Below are 18552 nucleotides of genomic sequence, written 5' to 3' on the forward strand. Positions count from 1 at the left end.
TGACGGTTTCAACACCTTATGTTACCTTATCTTGATTAAAGTTATGTTCCTCATGTAAAATAGAATGCACTTATATTGTTAATTCACATGTTTATTTTAAAGAGATTTCTCTCAAGGTGTGTAACATCCATTTTATAATAATGTTCGTGAATGGTCTAAAGCCTCTATGAAGTGTATAAAACTATTATGCTTCCCATTTTTACGTTTTCAAGGTGAAAGGGGTCCTCCCCCTATACTATTTTAGCTCCCAATGTTGCGATAATCTTTGGTATTTCAGAGCGTTCAGAAGAAGAGTTTTTATTCCTTTCTTCAAGTGAATTTTATCGATACGTCAATTTTGCCTGTTATGCGTGAGCAGATGATTGTGAGTGATTTTAATGTATAGAGATTTGAAATGAGATAGTCCTATGATATTTGAGACGCTTGCTCAATATGAATAATGATAAATTATCTTTATAAATCAAGTTATTAATTTATTTTTGTGTTGAAGATTATTCTGGATAAGAATTTGTTCAAGCAAGAGGATTACCAAATGATGTCCACGCTGTTTGCACAAGTACAAGGGAAAATTTCTTTTGTCTTTCAAATGATGTGCCAGAAATCCCAAAAACTTAATTCACTCTACATAATAGGTGAAAATAGTTTATTTCGTGTAAAAATAATACAATTAGCGTGAGAGATTTCTCATCATCAACTGTGATATAAAAAAGAAACAATACACATAAAGGACCTTTAAATGATCTTTGAAAGTTTTTTTAAGCTCCTTTGGTTATTTTATAAAGCGAAAATTTTTTCTATTAATTAACTAACAGACTAACCATCTAACAAACTATGATGCAACTGTCGTTCTAAATATTTGCTTTCGAGTTCTTCATAATTATCAGTAACAAACAGTAGATTATTGATCATATAAAAAATTTACACTTATTCAACTTAGATTTGTGATAGATATCTTTATTTAAGACAAAGTAAGAAAATAAGAAAATTTGAGTGAGTCATTTAAAACAATTATATTTGTAATGATTTTAGCTTTTCACTATCAGTAGTAAAGGGAATTGGCCAAGCTTCCTTGGTTGTATCGATTGCTTGATCATATTTGAGCTCTGCTGAAAATAATAAATTCTTTTAGTTGATGAGCAAAAAAGAATTCATCACTCAATGATCATGTGTTTATTGGAATAAATTTTAAATTCACCAAAGTTTGTAAAGCCCAATTTTTTATAAATGCCAATTCCCTCGTGAGAGGCTTGCATACCAATAACATGACATTTCTTTCTTTTTAAATGCTCAATAGCAATTTTTGTCATGAATGACCCAACACCTCTTTTCTGAAAATCTGGATTGGTGACAATATCATACACTCCACCAACTCCATCTGCTTTAATACAAAAACATATTGCTACAGGATTATTATTTATATAACCAACGAACATCTCTACATCAGAGTCTTTATTTATAACAACGGCCTATTGTTTCATAAAATATAACTGCTTCTTCATCAAAAGGCTCGAAGACTGATGCCATAACATTTCCATAATCTCTAAAATCTTGAAGTGATTCAACTTCCTTGATTTTGAAGTTATCCGGCATAGAAGTAACATGTGAGTCTATATTTTGCGCTAAAGCTGCCATGCCTACCTCTATTTTAACATGCTCTAAGCCAATAGATAAGAGAACTTCATTCACTTTATAATGAGACGAATGAGGTCCACCCCACCAAGCTAAAGGTAGTTTCTGCGCATTAAAGGAAGCGATTATAGATTTTGCCTGCTCTACAGGTATAGTTTCTTGTAAATTTTTAGCAGAGATAATATTGAATGTATCTGAAGCAAATGTTGAATTAATAGAAGATACGCCATTTGAAAAATCAACAACCTTCATTTTAGGGCACAATTTTGGTAAAAAATGTACTTTTGAACAAAAATTATTCTCTAATGATAAGTCAATTTTTGATTTGTTTAACATTTGTTTTTCTTGTTATTGTTCATCATTTCTAATTAATCTTTTATACGGGGGCTGTAAAAAAATCCGTCTAAGTTAAAAATTATTATCTTAGATCTAAGCCCCAATCCAATAGATGCTTCACAAGAAATTACGAATCTTAGAAAAACTTTGAAAAAAGTAAATTGATACAAAACCGAGTGGAAAAATATACAAAACCTGCTGGCAAGATACATACAGCTACAACAACCGATGACAAGCTATAACTCCACACAAGAACGAATAAATACAAAATTCAATGGAGCGGGCGATGGGATTCGAACCCACGACCCCAACCTTGGCAAGGTTGTGCTCTACCCCTGAGCTACACCCGCTTACCGATTCGATATATGTCTTGTCTGTATGGCGTAGGCTTCTACGAATTGCAACAAAAAAATATCATTTTAGTTTGATTTATTTTGTCCATGTTTAAATAAAATGAAATAAAGATTGATTTTAGAAAATTCTTCAGTAATAAATTATTCCTTTTTTAATTTTTGCATGGAGAGGGGTGGAATATAATGTTGAAGAGAATAAATATATTAGGGATTATCATTGCAACTGTTTTTATGATGAACAGTGTTGCAAAGGCCGATGACCAAGTTAAACACGTTAAAGTTGCAATAACGCAAATTATGGTTCATCCTGCTGCGGATGCTGTTCGTAAAGGTGTAGAAGATGTGCTTGCAGCAAATGGTTATAAGCAAGGTGAAAATTTTCAACTTACCTTTTTATCAGCGCAGGGTAATATTTCAACAGCAACGCAAATTGCACGTAAATTTGTTGGTGATAAACCAGATGTTATTGTAGCAATTACCACGCCTTCAGCACAAACGATGCTTGCGGCAACAAAAACAATTCCTATCGTCTTTGCAGCGATTTCTGATCCTATCGGAGCTAAAATCGTTTCTTCACTTACCAAACCTGGCGGTAATATGACGGGGAGTTCTGATCGTATAGATGTTGCAGAAAGTGTTAGACTTTTACAAGAAGTAAAACCAGATTTGAAAAAAATTGGTTATCTTTATAATGCTTCTGAGGCAAATTCTGTTTCGACACTTAAAACGTTAAAGGATGTAGCAAAAAAAGCTGGAATTGAAATTATTCCCTCATCGGCACCAAAGCCTTCAGATGTGCAGGCAGCAACACGCGCTTTAATCGGTAAGGTCGATATTATTTTTGTTCCTGCTGATAATACGATTTTATCTGTTTTAGAAGGTGCAATAAAGGTCTCAGAGGAAGCCAATATGCCTGTATTTACTGTTGATGCTAATACTATCGGGCGCGGGCCTTTTATGACGCAAGGTGTGAATTTCTATGATGTAGGGGTTGATGCTGGAAAATTGGTCGTGCGTATTCTAAAGGGTGAAAAACCTGGTGATATTGATGTTGTACAGGCAGCTAATAATAACATTCGAATTGATTTGAAAGCAGCCCAAAAAGCAGGGATTGTTATTCCGCAGGCAGTTATTGACCGTGCAACAAAAGTGATTCAATAACTTTTATTGATCAAAGTGTTGATCCTATAAAAATACGTTAAGTTTTCATGGAGATTGTTTTTACATGAATATATTTGCGTTTTCTGGTGCTGTGGAATTAGGCCTTATTTATGCGTTTGTTGCTATAGGGGTTTATCTTTCATTTCGGGTTTTAGATTTTCCTGATTTAACAGTTGATGGATCGTTTCTTCTTGGTTCCTGTGTCTGTGGTGTTTTGATTCTCTTGGGTTTCAATGCATGGACAGCTATGGCATGTGCTTTTTGTGCAGGTATGGTGGCTGGTTTATTAACGGCTATGTTGAATTTGCGTTTTGGCATTTTGAATCTTTTAGCTTCTATTTTAACAATGTCGGCACTTTATACGGTTAATCTTCGTATTATGGGAATTATGGGAGGGTCTAATGTTAATTTAGCTCTTGCTGATACTGCGTTAACGCCCTTTTATAATCTGTTTGGTTTGTCTGATATTTTTGTGCGTCCTCTTTTCGTTGGTATTGTGTTGCTCGTTATGGCGTTTTTGATTTGGCGCTTTTTGGAAAGTGAAATTGGTCTTGCTATGCGTGCAATGGGAGCTAATCCACGCATGGCGACGGCGCAAGGTGTTCATACATCAGCATTGATATATTTTGGAATGGGGCTTTCCAATGCGTGTGTGGCACTTGGTGGTTCTCTTTATATTCAAACTGCGATTGCAACAGATATTACCGGTGGAATTGGAACAATTGTTTTTGGATTGGCAGCCGTGATTATCGGTGAAACTCTCTTTCGTACGCGCAATATTTTTTGGATTATAATCAGCTGTATTGTAGGGTCTGTGCTTTATCGTGTGGCGGTGCAATTTGCATTTGAAGCAAATGGAATTGGTATTGATACGTCGACAGATCTTCAGTTGATTACTTCACTGTTGGTTATTTTAACCCTTATTGTGCCACGCTATTGGAGGAGGCGTAAACGTGATTGAATTTTTTCATGTTGGGGTCACATTTAAACCGCAAACACCTTTGGAAAAACAGGCTTTAATTGATATTAACCTGAAAATTGATCAGGGTAGTTTTGTTACGGTTATTGGTTCAAATGGTGCTGGTAAATCAACTTTGCTCAGTGTTTTAGCGGGTGCAACGCTTCCTTCAACAGGGAAAGTGGTTATCAATGGACAAAATGTTTCTAGGCAATCAGTCAGTGAACGCGCTGGAAAAATTGCTTGTGTTTTTCAAGATTCGTTAGAGGGAAGTTGTGGTTCTTTAACAATTGAAGAAAATTTGGCTCTTGCTGCTCTTCGAGGAAGTCGTCGTGGTTTGCGTGCGGCTTTAAATTATGAGAAACGGCAATTTTTTCGAGAGAAAATTGCTCAATTAGGCATTGGTCTTGAAGCATATATTCATAATCCTATGGATAGTTTATCAGGTGGGCAACGCCAAGCAGTTTGTCTTGTGATGGCAACGTTAGCACATGCGGATGTTTTATTGCTTGATGAACATACCTCAGCACTTGATCCTGGAATGGCTGATTTTGTGATGCGGTTGACTGAAAAAATCGTTGAAGAGAAAAAATTAACGACTATCATGGTGACTCATTCTATGCGTCAGGCTCTTGATTATGGCGATCGCACCTTGATGTTGCATAGTGGAAAAGTGATTTTGGATGTCTGTCATGAAGAGCGTAAGGGCTTGAATGTCAATGATTTAATTGGCATGTTTCAGAAAGTTCGCGGGGAAGTTCTTGATGATGATGAACTGTTAATGGATTAATAATGTGGCTCAGAAAAAAGCACATGAAGTTGATCAGTTTTTAACGCGTTTTTCACGTGCTTTTCCTATTGTTCTCATTTATGGGCCAGATCGTGGTCTTGTTTGTGAGCGTGCACAATGTTTTGCAAAACTTACACAGGTAGCAATAGAAGATCCATTTTCGACAATTCGTTTGGATGCTGCTGAAATTGATAAAGATCCTGCGCGTTTGGAAAATGAAGCGCGTACGTTATCGCTTTTTGGGGGAGATCGTTTGATATGGATCTCTAATGCGGCTAATCAAAAAGGTTTTCTTGCTGCCTTAAAACTTTTAATTGAGAAGCCACCAGAAGCTTGTTTTATACTCATTGAATCAGGGGATTTAAAAAAAGGAACAGGGTTGCGCAATGCTGTTGAAACGGCATCAAAAGCGATGGCTTTGCCCTGTTTTGCCGATGATATGCGTTCTCTTGACGGTTTGATTGATGAGGTTTTAAGGCAGTTTAAGAAGACTCTTTCTTTAGATGCACGTAGATGGTTGCATGAATGTTTAGGGGCGGATCGCCTTGTATCACGAGGTGAATTAGAAAAGCTTTGTCTTTACGCTGCAAATGCTCACGTTACTCTTGAAGATGTGAAAGCTGTTGTAAGCGATGTCAGTGCTCTTTCTCAAGATGAAGTCATTGATGCTCTTTTATTGGGCGATATATCAGGCTTTGAAGCGCATTTTAACCGACATGCAGCAGTGCATGGGGCACTTTTTTTAATTTTGAGTACAGCTCAAAGGCATTTTCAGCAATTACAGCTATTGCGTTATCAGGTAGAGGTTGAAGGAAAATCGCCTTTTACGGTGGTTTCTGAAGCTCGTCCTCCCATTTTTTTTCAACGGAAAAAGATCGTTGAACAAGCTTTAAAATATTGGAAGTTAGAACAAATTTCTTATGCAATGGAAAGAATTCAGAGTGCTGTTTTAGACAGTCGTAAAAATCCACTTTTGGGCGAAGCTATCATTCGTCAAGTTTTGTTAGGGCTTACAATTATTGCACGACGCCAGATGGCAGCTTAACAGCCTAGAAATATAATGATTTTTTATTTTTGGTATACCACAGAGGCATTTTCAGCAATTAAAACTGTTATGCTATCAAGTAGAGGTTGGTGGAACTTGTATTTTTGAGGATGCATTTTAGGAGCTTGAAAGCTTGATAGAAATTTTTCTTCAAAAGAAATAGTTTATTTTCAAAAGGCCATTTTGAAACAGTTTTATTATTTTGTTGTATCGTAAAGTACTGTTTTTTAGAGTAGTGATACGAGGCTCATATCAAATTTTATGTATTCGATGTTTTTTTGTGTGGGTATTTGGTGAATATTAGGTTGGTTCATAGAGTCTTAATGGAGTAACACCCCCATGTAAAACAGAGTATCTCAAACAACAGAAGACACTTGTATGGTAGATTCATACGCTTTCTTAGAAATATTTTTTAATGCGCGTCATATCTATTTCGAGGCGGTGTTTATGAATGGTGTAGAAGTAAAGTTCCTTGTGAAGAATATAAAACCCATAGAGCAACTCTATCTTTACGCTTAATAAAAGTGCAAGTCGACACTCATTATATACTTTGCTAGCCTCTAATGTTGCTACAGTTTTTAGCATTAGAAAGCGTTTTTCATCATTTTTTCTCACATGTCTTCTTGTGACGTGTAGAAAAGAGATTTTAATTGATAAGAGGGTTTGTGATGGAAGAATTTTACAGTATTCGAAGTTATGATTCAAATTGAAAAAAATTATTATTTTTATAAATCAATATACTATAGATTAATTGAATCACATAAAATAGTGAGCCAGAGGAATCTTTTAGACAAGAAAATGAACGGTGTGCAGATCTGTATGAATTAAGAATCTTCGTGGGATGAGGAGAAGGTCAAAATAGATTATGATGAAAACGACAGCACCTATGGGGAAACTTTTATGTTTGATACAGAGATGATTATCTTAGCAATGAATGTGTCTCATAAACAAAGCTAGCCATTGTTTATTATTAATAATTTATTATTTTTTATATTGAATCAATCAGAACAATGTCTTTTACACGTCATAAGTGGGGGCGTGTGGATAAAAACTGTGCAAGAAAGCACTAAAAATGCCTCTTATGAATGCTCTCAAATTCCAAGGTTTTTTGCAACATTGGGGGTAGGAAAATATAATAATAGTGTTTTATTAAGTGTAAAGAGGGTCGTGCTTAATGGATTTATAGTTATAACATTTACGAACATTGTCGTGAGATAGGCTGGGGAGCGAGATGCCTTTTTAAAACAAACGCATGAATTTGTAATCCAAATCTATTCTATTTAGGGCGTTCTATTTTACGCGAGGGGTGTGATTCCATTAAAGGGATGTTCAGTGTTTTTGTTATCCAAACTTTTTCTTTATTGAGAGGGCGTGTTTTTCTCATATTTATTTGATTTATGGTATCCGGAATCGGGAGAGGAAAATGTTTTTAATGGTATCTTTTGGTATGCGTTGTTTTACGGTGTTTTCAATATTCGCGAAACTTATGTTGATGTTGTAGGTGGAGTCGTAATACGTTTTTATATAGGTCTAATGTACAAATTAATGAACGTATCGGGATAATTGGAGAAGAGTTAGTGTCTGCTTACGCTTTTGATGTGTTTTTTTGTGAGTAAATTAGTAAGATAAAGTAAACTGATGGGATTTATGTAGAGTCGTTGTTATCCTAATTGAGAGTGCATTTTATTTTGTTTCGGTGATGCGCTTTGATCAGTAATTAAGAGGGAGTTTTAGAGCGTGATGTTAGATTTCTCGTCATTTATTTTTTATGTGTTTTCTAGGTAAATTGATCTGTTGTCAGCTTGCGCAGGTGATAATTGGTAAGCTGCGTTATTCTTTATTCCCTAGTTGTCATTTTTTAATGTTTTACGCATAACTCTTGAACAAACAAACAAGAAAATTATGATTTTACAATTGTCTTTATTGCCATTTGCAAAGAATCTTTGAAGGTGAAAGATGCTCCATATTCAGTTTGAAAAAATAGCACTCATTGGGATCGGTCTGATTGGGTCTTCTTTAGCAAGAGTGATTAAAAAGAAAAATCTTGCGGCTCAGATTTCTATTGCAACACGTCGTCCAGAAACCCTGAAAAGAGCGCGTGAATTGGAGCTTGGGGATTTTTATACGACAGATAATGCAAAAGCAGTTGAAGGAGCAGATTTGGTTATACTTTCTGTTCCTGTTGGGGCTAGTGCAGAAGTGGCAAAAACTATTCGTGATCATTTAAAACTTGGAGCGATTGTGAGTGATGTTGGTTCTACGAAAGCGTTGGTTATTGCGGAAATGGCACCTTTATTGCCAAAAACGGTTCATTTTATTCCAGGGCATCCAATTGCTGGAACGGAATATTCAGGACCGGATGCTGGTTTTGCTGATTTATTTATGAATCGTTGGTGTATTTTAACGCCTTTTGCGGATAGCGATGCTGCTGCTGTCGCACAATTAACAGCGTTTTGGGAAGCTTGTGGTGCGCGTGTCGAAAAGATGGAACCTAAGCATCATGATCTTGTTTTGGCTATTGTTTCACATTTACCCCATTTGATTGCGTATAATACTGTTGGGACAGCGAGTGATTTAGAAAAAGTAACAAATTCGGAAGTGATTGCTTATTCCGCTTCCGGTTTTCGTGATTTTACGCGTTTAGCATCTTCTGATCCCGTTATGTGGCGAGATATTTGTTTGCATAATAAGGATGCTATTTTAGAAATGTTGAGCCGTTTTAGTGAGGGGCTTGCTTTTTTAGAACGGGCAATTCATTTAGGAGATGGTGAGACACTGTTTAACTTTTTTACACGTACGCGTGCTGTACGTCGCAATATTATTGATGCTGGACAGGAAATTGATGCTCCTGATTTTGGACGTCAGAGTGTTTCTAAAAAAGGGTGAATAAAAGCAAGGGGGTTTTGTTGAATTTCGTTGGTTTTTTCTAGAAATCGATAAGAAGTTTTTTCTTTATTCAGTCATAGATTGCAATAAAAAGGAGGGGCGATTGCTCCGATACAGATAATCATGACTTCAAAAGGTTTTATGTGTGCACGATCATCTTGCTTAGCTCTCTATAGGGCATATGATGTACAGAAGAGGTTACTGATCTGTAGAAGTAACAAAAAAATGAGGTCGTTGTAGAACTTCATAGAGTGGGTTATTGTTTTTGTTTTGGTATAAAGTCGGGCTTGACCGTATTGATTATTGACCTTTATATTGCAGCATTGCAAAATGTTTATTTGCAGAGTTTTGATGATTTTTATAAAACTTGAAATAGACTGAGGAAGAGTTTTACCAGAAAGTATTGAGTTTTGTTAAAAAATATCTTTTGGTATAGCTATCGTATTTTGGGTGACGCAGTAAGTCATTATTGGCGTGATAATGGGAGTGCTTTTGCAAGCCATGTTGCGCTATCGGGGCTTTTAGCATTTTTCCCTTTTTTTATTTTTGGAACATCGTTTGCTCGTTTTCTAGGGGCTTTTACCTATACACCGCAAAAAATTAAAGCACTGGTGCAGTTATTGCCTGATGTTATTGCAGAGCCTTTATCTCAGGAAATTGTCAATGTTTTAACCATTCATCGAGGAGGTGTGTTGACGCTTTCTGTCATTGGAGCGGCTTATTTTGCTTCTAATGGGATAGAGGCTTTGCGTACGGCTTTAAATAAAGCTTACCGTGTTACTGATCGACGGAGTTTGTTATTTTGTCGTTTTCAAAGCCTGTTTTTTGTAATCCTTGGAGCTGTTGGTCTTGTTGTGATTAGTTTTTTATTGATTCTGGCGCCTTTGTTGATCAAAATTATGCAAAATCATTCTTTTTTTATGACTGAATATATTGCTGTTATTCGTGTATGGCGTTATACAGTTGCAATCGTTATTTTGTTTATCAGTCTTTTGATTGTTCATAAATGGCTTCCAGCAGGGCGGCGGAAAATTATAGATATTTTACCAGGAATAGTGGTGACAATGTTTATATGGTTTATGGCTTCTATCGCTTTTGCGCAATATTTAACGATGTTTGATTATATTTCTACCTATGCAGGGTTGGCATCTATTATGGTTGCTATTATTTTTCTCTACATATTGAGTGCAATTTTTATTTTGGGAGGAGAAATAAACGCGGCGATAATGTTTTATCGCAAGGATTTGCAACATTCAGATGAATGAAAGAGCTTATTATTGCTTGAAAGCCAAGGTATGAATATCCCAATAAAGCCTGCTATCACTTTGTTGATTGATGCGGATGCTTGTCCTGTAAAAGATGAAGTTTATCGTGTGATGAATCGTTATCAGCTTAAGACATTTGTTGTGGCAAATCGTTCTTTGTCCCTTCCAGATGAAGTACTCATTGAAAGAGTGGTCGTTTCTGGTGAATTCAATGGTGCTGATGATTGGATTGTAGAACATGTGCATGAGGCAAGTATCGTTATTACCAGTGATATTCCTTTAGCAGCACGGGTTGTGCAAGCTGGGGGTTTTTGTCTTTCGCCAACGGGGCGTATTTTTGATGTAAATTCAATTGGTCAGGCTTTGGCGATGCGCAATTTGATGGAAGATTTGCGTGGACAGGGCAGTATAATAGGTGGTCCCCGTCCTTTTTCTCGTAAAGACCGTTCTGCTTTTTTGTCAGCACTGGATCTTGTTATACAACGTTTAAAAAGACGCGGTTATTAAAGTTATAGGGCTTCTTTAATGACTGCTTTTATAAGTGCTTTGGCATCGTCATTGGCCCATGGAGCTGCACCATTGAAAGAAGCAATGAGATATCCCTCTTTATCAATGAGCAATGTAATGGGGAGTCCTAAAGCGAGCCCCTGTTTTCTAACATTGTTGAAAATATCCATTGTTTCATCGCGATAGTAAAGCAAATTATCTGAATGAATATTCTGTAAAAATTGCTGAATTTTTTCAGGAGAAGCAGTTTTATCGATATTAATAGCTATGACATCAAAGTTTTCTCCACCTAATTCACGTTTTAATTGCGCAAGTTCAGGCATTTCTGTGCGGCAAGGTGCACACCAAATAGCCCATAGATTGACCAGCATTGGTTTTCCAGTAAATTCGCTGAGTGTGTGCTCTTTTCCTAGAATATCCTTGAAAGAGAGTTTATTCATATCTGAGGGCGTATCAGCAAATCGTATGTGGCTAAAAAAGCCTTTTGCTGCTTTTCGTATCGCCATCATTTTTTCTGCTCGTGCTTTATTAATGTTTATTTCTTGTGCTTGTGCTGCTGAAATGAAATTGAAAAGAAAAAACTCTCTTTTGGTATCGTAGTTTATGGTTGCGTATAAACTCAATGCAATGATAAAGAATGCAAGGGAAAGTTGCCTTTTTTTATTGTTTTTTTTGCTGATGAAAATTTGAAAAATCATAATTTTGTCCTTTGGATGGGTGTTTTCAGAATATGACAGATGAGAAGTTAAAGAACCAAATGTGGGGTGGTCGGTTTGCGGCAGGCCCTGCTGCAATTATGGAAGAAATTAATGCTTCTATTGATTTTGATCAAAAACTTTATCGACAAGATATTGAAGGTTCTCTTTCTCATGCAGCTATGTTAGCGCAAACGAAAATCATTTCACAATCAGATTATGAAAAAATTGTTCATGGTTTGAAACTTATTCGCCAAGAAATTGAAGACGGTAAATTTGTTTTTTCACGAAAGCTTGAAGATATTCATATGAATATTGAAGCGCGGCTGAGCGAATTGATAGGTCCTGTAGCTGGGCGTTTGCATACGGCGCGTTCACGCAATGATCAAGTTGCTGTTGATTTTCGCTTGTGGGTACGTGAAGCAACGCAAAAGATAGCACAAGCTTTAAAAGGATTGATAGAGCAATTACTTATTCGCGCAGAACAACATGTTGATACCTTTATGCCAGGCTTTACGCATTTACAATTGGCTCAACCCGTAACATTGGGTCATTATATGATGGCTTATGTTGAAATGTTTGGTCGAGATTTATCGCGGATGCGTGATGCTCTTGAGCGAATGAATGAATCGCCTTTAGGAGCGGCTGCTTTAGCGGGGACAGGCTTTCCAATTGACCGTTTTATGACAGCAAAAGCGCTAGGCTTTCGCGAACCTACACGCAATTCAATTGATAGTGTTTCAGATCGTGACTTTGCATTGGAATTTTTAAGCGCTGGCGCTCTTTGTGCAACACATCTTTCACGTTTAGCAGAAGAAATAATTCTTTGGTCAAGTGAACAGTTTTGTTTTATTCATTTATCAGATGCTTTTTCAACGGGTTCGTCTATTATGCCACAAAAGAGAAATCCTGATGCGGCAGAGTTAGTACGAGCGAAAGCAGGTCGATTGAATGGTGCGCTTATGGGATTGTTAACGGTGATGAAAGGATTACCGCTTGCTTATTCAAAGGATATGCAAGAAGATAAAGAATATGTGTTTGATGGGGCTTTGAGTTTGGAATTATCACTAGCAGCAATGACAGGGATGATTGCTGATTTGAAAGTGAATAAAAAAGCCATGAAACAAGCAGCGGATTTAGGGTATGCAACAGCTACAGATTTTGCTGATTGGCTTGTACGCGAATCAGAGATTCCTTTTCGCGAAGCACATCACATCACAGGGTGTGCTGTGGCATTGGCAGAAAAAAAACAGTGTCGCCTCCATGATTTATCATTAGATGAACTTCAAGCAATTTGTCCTGATATCAATGCGACACTTTTTGATGTTTTGACCGTTGAAAAATCTGTTGAAAGTCGCAAAAGCTTTGGGGGAACAGCGCCTTCAGAGGTTTTTCGGCAAATTGCGTATTGGAAAAAGCGTCTCGTGAGCGCTTGAGTGATTGTATTTTAAAGGTAAAAAAGAGATCGAGATGAGGAAAGAGGACAGATGAAAATTATATTAAAGGGGGTGATGATTGTCCTTTTTGGGGGCTTGGGTATCGTTGGGTGTGGGCGTAAAGGGTCATTAGAGTTACCTCCTTCAACAGGAGTGAATTCTTCACAAGGAACTTTTGTTCCTCAAGGCAAAACAGATAAACCTTTTATTCTTGATAGGTTGATACAATAGGGATTTTTATGCGTTTTTTTTCTTATCATCAGGGTGTGCTCCACGCTGAAGGTCTTTCGCTTTTGGAACTTGCGCGGAAAGTTGAAACACCTTTTTATTGTTATTCAGCTAGCGCAATCGTTGCACATTTTAAAGATTATCAGAATGCATTTCATAATATGCCGAGTTTAATTGCTTATGCGGTTAAAGCGAATTCCAATCAAGCGGTTTTACAACTTTTAGCTAACAATGGAGCGGGAGCTGATGTGGTCTCAGAAGGGGAATTACGGCGTGCACTTGCTGTTGGTATTCCTGCGCAGAATATTGTTTATTCTGGTGTTGGTAAAACAGTGAAAGAAATAGATTTTGCTCTTGCACAAGATATTTATTGTTTTAACGTTGAATCAGAGCCAGAACTTGAACAATTATCGGCGCGGGCTGCTGCGCTTTCAAAAACGGCTCGTATTTCTTTACGTATTAATCCTGATGTGGATGCTAAGACTCACAAGAAAATTACAACAGGTAAGTCTGAGAATAAATTTGGTATTCCACTGTCTTTGGCGGGTGATGCATATAAAAAAGCAGCCCAATTGCCCGGTCTTCATGTGTGTGGTGTTGATCTCCATATTGGCAGTCAAATTTGTGATTTAAAACCGTTTGAAGATGCATTTGTTATTGTTGCAGATTTTGTGCGTCAATTACGGAATAATGGTTATGCGATAACCCATATCGATATTGGGGGCGGGCTTGGTATTTCTTATGGTTATGAGCAGCATCCAGTACCTTCTCCTTTTGAGTATGCAGCACTGGTAAAGAAACATATTGCGCCTTTAGGGATCAATATTATCTTAGAACCTGGGCGTAGTATTGTTGGTGAGGCTGGTGTGTTGGTGACATCGGTTGTGTATTTAAAAAAGGGGGAAGGACGAAATTTTGTTATTGTTGATGCGGCGATGAATGATTTCATGCGTCCAACGCTTTATGATGCGTGGCAAAATGTAATGCCAGTGAAAAAAACACCAGTAGATGCCCCTCTGATTAATGCTGATATTGTTGGTCCTATTTGTGAAACTGGTGATTATTTAGGCTTGGAACGTTCTTTACCAGTGTTGAAAGCGGGTGATGTTTTGATGTTAACAGGAGCAGGGGCTTATGGCGCAGTGATGGCAAGCACTTATAATAGTCGACTTTTGGTGCCGGAAGTTTTGGTTCAGGATACACGTTATGCAGTCATTCGTCCACGCCTTGATTATGCACAATTGATAGGATGTGATCATATTCCAGATTGGATTGAGCCCAAATTAGATTGAGCATTATTAAATATTTTGGGTCTTATTTTTACTAAACTTTGATGAAACAATTTATTTTCTAGAAATTGTTTTGTATGGGGTTTATGATCTTAATGCACCACGATAAAAGGGGATAAATGCTTGTTTATGAAAAATAAAAACATCAAAGGTTTTGCAATGAAGCTTTTGTGTGTGCGCATTTTGATGTGGGGGATCCTTTCATTTGAACGGATGTGGGTACGGTTGTTGCCATTTTTCCTCGTTCTTAGTCTCTTTTGTTCGTTTAGCTGGTTGGGACTTTTTGGCATTTTGGGCTATTGGTCACATTTGCTCTTACTTGGGGTTATACTTGTTTGTGCTGGGGCAAGTTTGTTTTTTCTTATTCGTTTTCGGTTTCCCACAATGCGGGAAGTAAATTGCCGCCTTGAACGCGTCAATGATCTTAGACACCAGCCTTTGAATATTCAGACAGATCGTTTATGTTCTGAAAATGATGAAGATTTTAGTGCTGTTATTTGGCGTGAACATCAACGCCGAATGGCAAAGCAATTATACCATTTAAAAACTGGATTTATCTCTCTTAATAGTGCGGATTATGATCCTTTGGCTTTGAGGGCTTTGTGTGCTCTTCTTTTTGTGTGCGCTTTTAGTTTTTCTTTTGGTTCACAAGGGGGGCGTTTGGCTGATGCCTTTGATTTTCGTCCTGTCGTTGATGAAAAACTCATGCGGATTGATGCTTGGGTAACACCCCCAGCTTATACCGGTGTGGCACCGATTTATTTGACAAAAGATGAGAAAACACAACTAGAAATCCCTGAAGGGAGTAATGTTGTTGTGCGTGTTGTCAATGGAGCTGGTATTACAGTAAAAGCAAAGTCTGTAGAAGATGGGAGGGAAGTTTCGTTTTCAGAGAAAACGGAACAAACAGCTTTGAATGATCCAATCGTTCATTTTGAAACACATTTAAAGCATTCAATAAATTTATTTGTATCATCACGTCGTAAAAAACAGCAGTGGCATTTGCAGATAATTAAGGACAAGCTTCCGACAATTCATTGGCTGGAAAAACCAGGGAGGATTTTAACGGGATCGTTGGAGTTACGATATGTGGTGGATGATGATTATGGTGTGACAAAGGCTTTTGTTGAAATAGAGCCTTTTCTTCCTCAGAATAAAAGTGCTTCTTCTCTTTATAATGCTCCGGAAATAGAGCTTCTTCTTCCGCGTGGTGGAAAGGGGAAAATGCGAATGGTGCAGGATATATCAGCGCATCCATGGGCAGGTTCGCAAGTCAAAATTACTTTGGTGGCAGAAGATGGTGCGGAGCAGAAAGGGCGTAGCAAAACTTTTGTTATGATATTACCACAGCGTGTTTTTTCGAATCCTGTTGCACGCGCAGTGGTTGAATTGCGTCGTCTATTAGCTCTTGATGCTTCTGTGAAAGAGCGTGTATTGGATATGCTTTCTGCTTTGCTTGTGCATCCAGAAAAGGGGTTGCAAAATGCATCGCATTTTATTGTTCTACAAAGTGCGTGGACAAGACTTTCTTTAGCACAAACAGACGAGGATTTGCGCGATGTGGTGGATTATTTATGGCAAATTGCTTTGGGTATTGAAGATAATCAGCTTGAATCCGTGCAAAAAAAGTTAAAACAAGCACAAGCTGCTTTACGTGATGCACTGCGTTACGGTGCTTCAGCGGCAGAAATTGAACGGCTTATGGCAGATTTACGTCAAGCTATGGATGAGTATATTCGTGCTTTGGCTGAAAAAGCACCGGATAGTCAAGTTTCTAAAAATTCTAAAAGCTCAAAAAGTCCTAATCTTTCTGAATCTACATTACAAGAAAAACTAAATTTAATTGAGGAAATGGCTAAAACGGGCTCTTCTTTAGCAGCTGAACAACTCTTGGCGGAAGTTGAACAGACGCTTGATCATTTGCATGTGCAAAAAGGCAATCAAAATGAGGGAGAAAAAAGCCAATCTGCACAAATGAAAGAAAAGATGGACCAGCTTGGAGATTTAATGCGTCGTCAGCAAGAAATTCTCAATGAAACACATCAGTTAGAGATGGAACAAAAACGCGGAGAAGATGTGCCAGAAACACAAAAAAAATCTTTAAAAAAACGTCAAGCTGAATTGCAGTCTGAATTATCAACATTAGAAAAAGAATTATTAGAACAAGGATTTGAAACAGGGGGCGCGTTGAAAAGGGCAGAAGAAAAAATGAATTCTGCGGAAAATGCTCTTGATAATGGAAATCATCAGGTATCTATACAAAATCAGTCTGATGCTTTGGAATCTTTGAGGCAAGGTGCACAAAATGTTTTGAAAAAAATGCGCGAAACACTCAAAGAAACGGGAGATGATCAAAATGCTGATTCTGGTCCTAAAGATCCGTTAGGACGTCCACTTTCTTCAAAAACAGATGAAGAACAAGAAGGCGAGGCACGACCACAAGAAAGTGATCAAATGCGTACACGGCAGATTTTGGATGAAATTCGCAAACGTCTTGGTAAAGAGCATCTTTCAGAAGAAGAAAAAAACTATCTTGAAAGATTGCTTCATTTTAATTAACCAATGTTGGCTTTTTTCTTAATTGATGTCAAAAACAGTGTATGAAGAACCTCTATGGAGTTCATCTCCCAAAAAATGATTAAAGTGCTTGTAAGGCAATAATTATCCTGCTGTACTGATTTTTTGATCATTTAAGTTTAAAATATGAAATATTAAAATGTTCGCTATTGCGGAAAAAGAGCAGAAGTCCATATAAGTTTGGTATATGAAAATCTGTAATGTTTGAAATTTGTTTCTACATGGTATGTTGAGTTGGATATCGTTACGCTGAAAGATTTTTATGCTTCTGCACTTGGGCTGCGTGTGCAAAAGACGCTGTGTGACCAATTGAATTTATGGTGGCCTGATCTTACGGATAAACGGATTATGGGGTTGGGTTATGCGCTTCCTTATCTTTCTACATTGCGTGAACGTGCCCAACAATGTTTTGCTTTTATGCCAGCTTCTCAGGGTGCTTCGCCTTGGCCTTGTGCTGAGCAAGTTGCTACAGCGCTTGTTTTTGAAGAAGATTTGCCACTTCCTGATGCGTCAGTTGACTGTATTTTATTGGTACATGCATTAGAATATACAGAAAATTCGTTTGAAACGTTGAATGAAATATGGCGTGTTTTAGCACCCAATGGCCACTTGATCGTTATTGTACCTAATCGCTCTGGCTTTTGGGCGCGCAATATTACTACGCCCTTTGGTTATGGCGAACCCTATAGTCGGCAACAAATTACTCGTTTGTTTGAAAAAACAAATTTTGTTTCTGGGCCAATACAAGAAATTGTACATTATATGCCCTCTACGGGTTATGTTTCGCGGTTGTTCTCATTTTTTTATGAGCCATTTGCACGCTATCTTTTGCCTTATTTTGGTGGACTCTTAATGTGTCAGGCACAAAAACGTGTTTATCAGGGTTTGCTCGTACAGCGTCGTCAGTCGCGACGTATTTTTATTCCTGCGTTATCACCACAAGTGCGAAATATTTTAATTTATAAAGATAATTAATCATTTTGCCATTGGCATAAGAACCGCAAATATAGAAGGATTCTCTTATTTCAATTTTTTGCATTTACAATTAAAAAATATTCTTTTGTACATTATATGTGGAATTGGCATGTGAATAAAAAATCTCAAGTATCTATATACCGAACCATATTTCATGAATAGTGGAAACATTTTAAGAGAAAAAATGCTGGTATCTTCGTAAGCATAAAAATAGCAGAGTCCAAGGGATCTTGCATAATATGGTTCATGGTGGTTAAAAACTGTACAAGGAAGGATTAAAATGCTTCTTATGAACCATCTCTCAAGTGTCAAGGGCTCCTCTGCAACATTGAAATCTAACAAAGTGTGTGATGGTGCCGGCTTGTTCTTTTATAAGGGTAAAGATGGTGGTGCTCAGTGGCTTTATCGTTAGGATAAACATT

At 37.4% G+C, this 18552-nt stretch carries 16 protein-coding genes and 1 tRNA gene; 13 read left to right on the plus strand and 4 right to left on the minus strand.

All coding sequences use genetic code 11. The features are described 5' to 3' along the window. Positions 1 to 1151: 1151 nt before the first annotated feature. The 3 genes from ACFILL_RS00940 to ACFILL_RS00950 form a co-directional block, all read right to left on the minus strand. Complete coding sequence (locus ACFILL_RS00940; RefSeq protein WP_375630669.1) at positions 1152 to 1433, minus strand: GNAT family N-acetyltransferase; 282 nt, start codon at positions 1431 to 1433, stop codon at positions 1152 to 1154. Between the two features lie 16 nt (positions 1434 to 1449). Further along, complete coding sequence (locus ACFILL_RS00945) at positions 1450 to 1965, minus strand: hypothetical protein (protein WP_375643040.1); 516 nt, start codon at positions 1963 to 1965, stop codon at positions 1450 to 1452. A 275-nt stretch (positions 1966 to 2240) separates the two neighbouring features. Further along, positions 2241 to 2315, minus strand: a tRNA-Gly gene (locus ACFILL_RS00950). A gap of 186 nt (positions 2316 to 2501) precedes the next feature. On the opposite strand from ACFILL_RS00950, the gene ACFILL_RS00955 reads away from it, so the two are divergent. From ACFILL_RS00955 to ACFILL_RS00985, 7 genes are all read left to right on the plus strand, one after another. Then, positions 2502 to 3479 (plus strand): ABC transporter substrate-binding protein, encoded by a 978-nt coding sequence (locus ACFILL_RS00955; protein ID WP_375643041.1) that lies wholly within the window; start codon positions 2502 to 2504, stop codon positions 3477 to 3479. A gap of 64 nt (positions 3480 to 3543) precedes the next feature. Further along, entirely contained in the window at positions 3544 to 4440 is an 897-nt protein-coding gene (locus ACFILL_RS00960; RefSeq protein WP_273790095.1) for an ABC transporter permease, read from the plus strand. Next, a complete protein-coding gene (locus ACFILL_RS00965; protein ID WP_375637313.1) occupies positions 4433 to 5227 on the plus strand; it encodes an ABC transporter ATP-binding protein in 795 nt (264 codons plus the stop codon). Before ACFILL_RS00960 ends, ACFILL_RS00965 begins: the two co-directional genes overlap by 8 nt. 4 nt (positions 5228 to 5231) lie before the next feature. Continuing rightward, on the plus strand, positions 5232 to 6272 hold the full coding sequence (gene holA, locus ACFILL_RS00970) for a DNA polymerase III subunit delta (RefSeq protein ID WP_375643043.1): 1041 nt from the start codon (positions 5232 to 5234) through the stop codon (positions 6270 to 6272). Between the two features lie 1956 nt (positions 6273 to 8228). Next, a complete protein-coding gene (locus ACFILL_RS00975) occupies positions 8229 to 9158 on the plus strand; it encodes a prephenate/arogenate dehydrogenase family protein (protein WP_375618338.1) in 930 nt (309 codons plus the stop codon). A 410-nt stretch (positions 9159 to 9568) separates the two neighbouring features. Further along, a complete protein-coding gene (locus tag ACFILL_RS00980) occupies positions 9569 to 10423 on the plus strand; it encodes a YihY/virulence factor BrkB family protein (protein ID WP_273790091.1) in 855 nt (284 codons plus the stop codon). A 30-nt stretch (positions 10424 to 10453) separates the two neighbouring features. After that, positions 10454 to 10930: a YaiI/YqxD family protein gene (locus ACFILL_RS00985; RefSeq protein ID WP_375643064.1), complete on the plus strand. Its 477-nt coding sequence runs from the start codon at positions 10454 to 10456 to the stop codon at positions 10928 to 10930. Between the two features lie 2 nt (positions 10931 to 10932). Here ACFILL_RS00985 and ACFILL_RS00990 read toward each other — a convergent pair whose 3' ends face one another. Then, a complete protein-coding gene (locus ACFILL_RS00990) occupies positions 10933 to 11628 on the minus strand; it encodes a TlpA disulfide reductase family protein (protein WP_273790090.1) in 696 nt (231 codons plus the stop codon). A gap of 32 nt (positions 11629 to 11660) precedes the next feature. Here ACFILL_RS00990 and argH point away from each other — a divergent pair, with 32 nt between their 5' ends. From argH to ACFILL_RS01020, 6 genes are all read left to right on the plus strand, one after another. Continuing rightward, positions 11661 to 13061 (plus strand): argininosuccinate lyase, encoded by a 1401-nt coding sequence (gene argH / locus ACFILL_RS00995; RefSeq protein ID WP_273790089.1) that lies wholly within the window; start codon positions 11661 to 11663, stop codon positions 13059 to 13061. 51 nt (positions 13062 to 13112) lie between these two features. Beyond that, positions 13113 to 13292 (plus strand): LPS translocon maturation chaperone LptM, encoded by a 180-nt coding sequence (locus ACFILL_RS01000; protein WP_375637319.1) that lies wholly within the window; start codon positions 13113 to 13115, stop codon positions 13290 to 13292. Positions 13293 to 13300: 8 nt separating this feature from the next. Further along, positions 13301 to 14581 carry a diaminopimelate decarboxylase gene (gene lysA / locus ACFILL_RS01005; RefSeq protein ID WP_375643044.1) on the plus strand — a complete coding sequence of 427 codons (1281 nt, stop codon included), beginning with the start codon at positions 13301 to 13303 and terminating at the stop codon, positions 14579 to 14581. 126 nt (positions 14582 to 14707) lie between these two features. After that, complete coding sequence (locus ACFILL_RS01010; protein WP_375643045.1) at positions 14708 to 17137, plus strand: TIGR02302 family protein; 2430 nt, start codon at positions 14708 to 14710, stop codon at positions 17135 to 17137. Between the two features lie 222 nt (positions 17138 to 17359). Beyond that, positions 17360 to 18130, plus strand: a complete 771-nt coding sequence (locus tag ACFILL_RS01015; RefSeq protein ID WP_273790085.1) for a class I SAM-dependent methyltransferase — start codon at positions 17360 to 17362, stop codon at positions 18128 to 18130. Between the two features lie 280 nt (positions 18131 to 18410). Further along, positions 18411 to 18542 carry a DUF4102 domain-containing protein gene (locus tag ACFILL_RS01020; RefSeq protein ID WP_375630682.1) on the plus strand — a complete coding sequence of 44 codons (132 nt, stop codon included), beginning with the start codon at positions 18411 to 18413 and terminating at the stop codon, positions 18540 to 18542. The last annotated feature ends 10 nt before the right edge of the window (positions 18543 to 18552 follow it).

This window comes from Bartonella sp. AP20NXHL (assembly GCF_042196165.1).
In the GTDB taxonomy this organism is placed as follows: Bacteria; Pseudomonadota; Alphaproteobacteria; order Rhizobiales; family Rhizobiaceae; genus Bartonella.

Excerpts from the sequence above, each read along its gene's own strand:
- ACFILL_RS00940 (WP_375630669.1), bottom strand. The coding sequence starts at position 1,433 with ATGTTCGTTGGTTATATAAATAATAATCCTGTAGCAATATGTTTTTGT.
- ACFILL_RS00945 (WP_375643040.1), bottom strand. The coding sequence starts at position 1,965 with ATGTTAAACAAATCAAAAATTGACTTATCATTAGAGAATAATTTTTGT.
- ACFILL_RS00955 (WP_375643041.1), top strand. The coding sequence starts at position 2,502 with ATGTTGAAGAGAATAAATATATTAGGGATTATCATTGCAACTGTTTTT.
- ACFILL_RS00960 (WP_273790095.1), top strand. The coding sequence starts at position 3,544 with ATGAATATATTTGCGTTTTCTGGTGCTGTGGAATTAGGCCTTATTTAT.
- ACFILL_RS00975 (WP_375618338.1), top strand. The coding sequence starts at position 8,229 with ATGCTCCATATTCAGTTTGAAAAAATAGCACTCATTGGGATCGGTCTG.
- ACFILL_RS00985 (WP_375643064.1), top strand. The coding sequence starts at position 10,454 with ATGAATATCCCAATAAAGCCTGCTATCACTTTGTTGATTGATGCGGAT.
- ACFILL_RS00990 (WP_273790090.1), bottom strand. The coding sequence starts at position 11,628 with ATGATTTTTCAAATTTTCATCAGCAAAAAAAACAATAAAAAAAGGCAA.
- argH (WP_273790089.1), top strand. The coding sequence starts at position 11,661 with ATGACAGATGAGAAGTTAAAGAACCAAATGTGGGGTGGTCGGTTTGCG.
- ACFILL_RS01000 (WP_375637319.1), top strand. The coding sequence starts at position 13,113 with ATGAAAATTATATTAAAGGGGGTGATGATTGTCCTTTTTGGGGGCTTG.
- lysA (WP_375643044.1), top strand. The coding sequence starts at position 13,301 with ATGCGTTTTTTTTCTTATCATCAGGGTGTGCTCCACGCTGAAGGTCTT.
- ACFILL_RS01010 (WP_375643045.1), top strand. The coding sequence starts at position 14,708 with ATGAAAAATAAAAACATCAAAGGTTTTGCAATGAAGCTTTTGTGTGTG.
- ACFILL_RS01020 (WP_375630682.1), top strand. The coding sequence starts at position 18,411 with ATGCTTCTTATGAACCATCTCTCAAGTGTCAAGGGCTCCTCTGCAACA.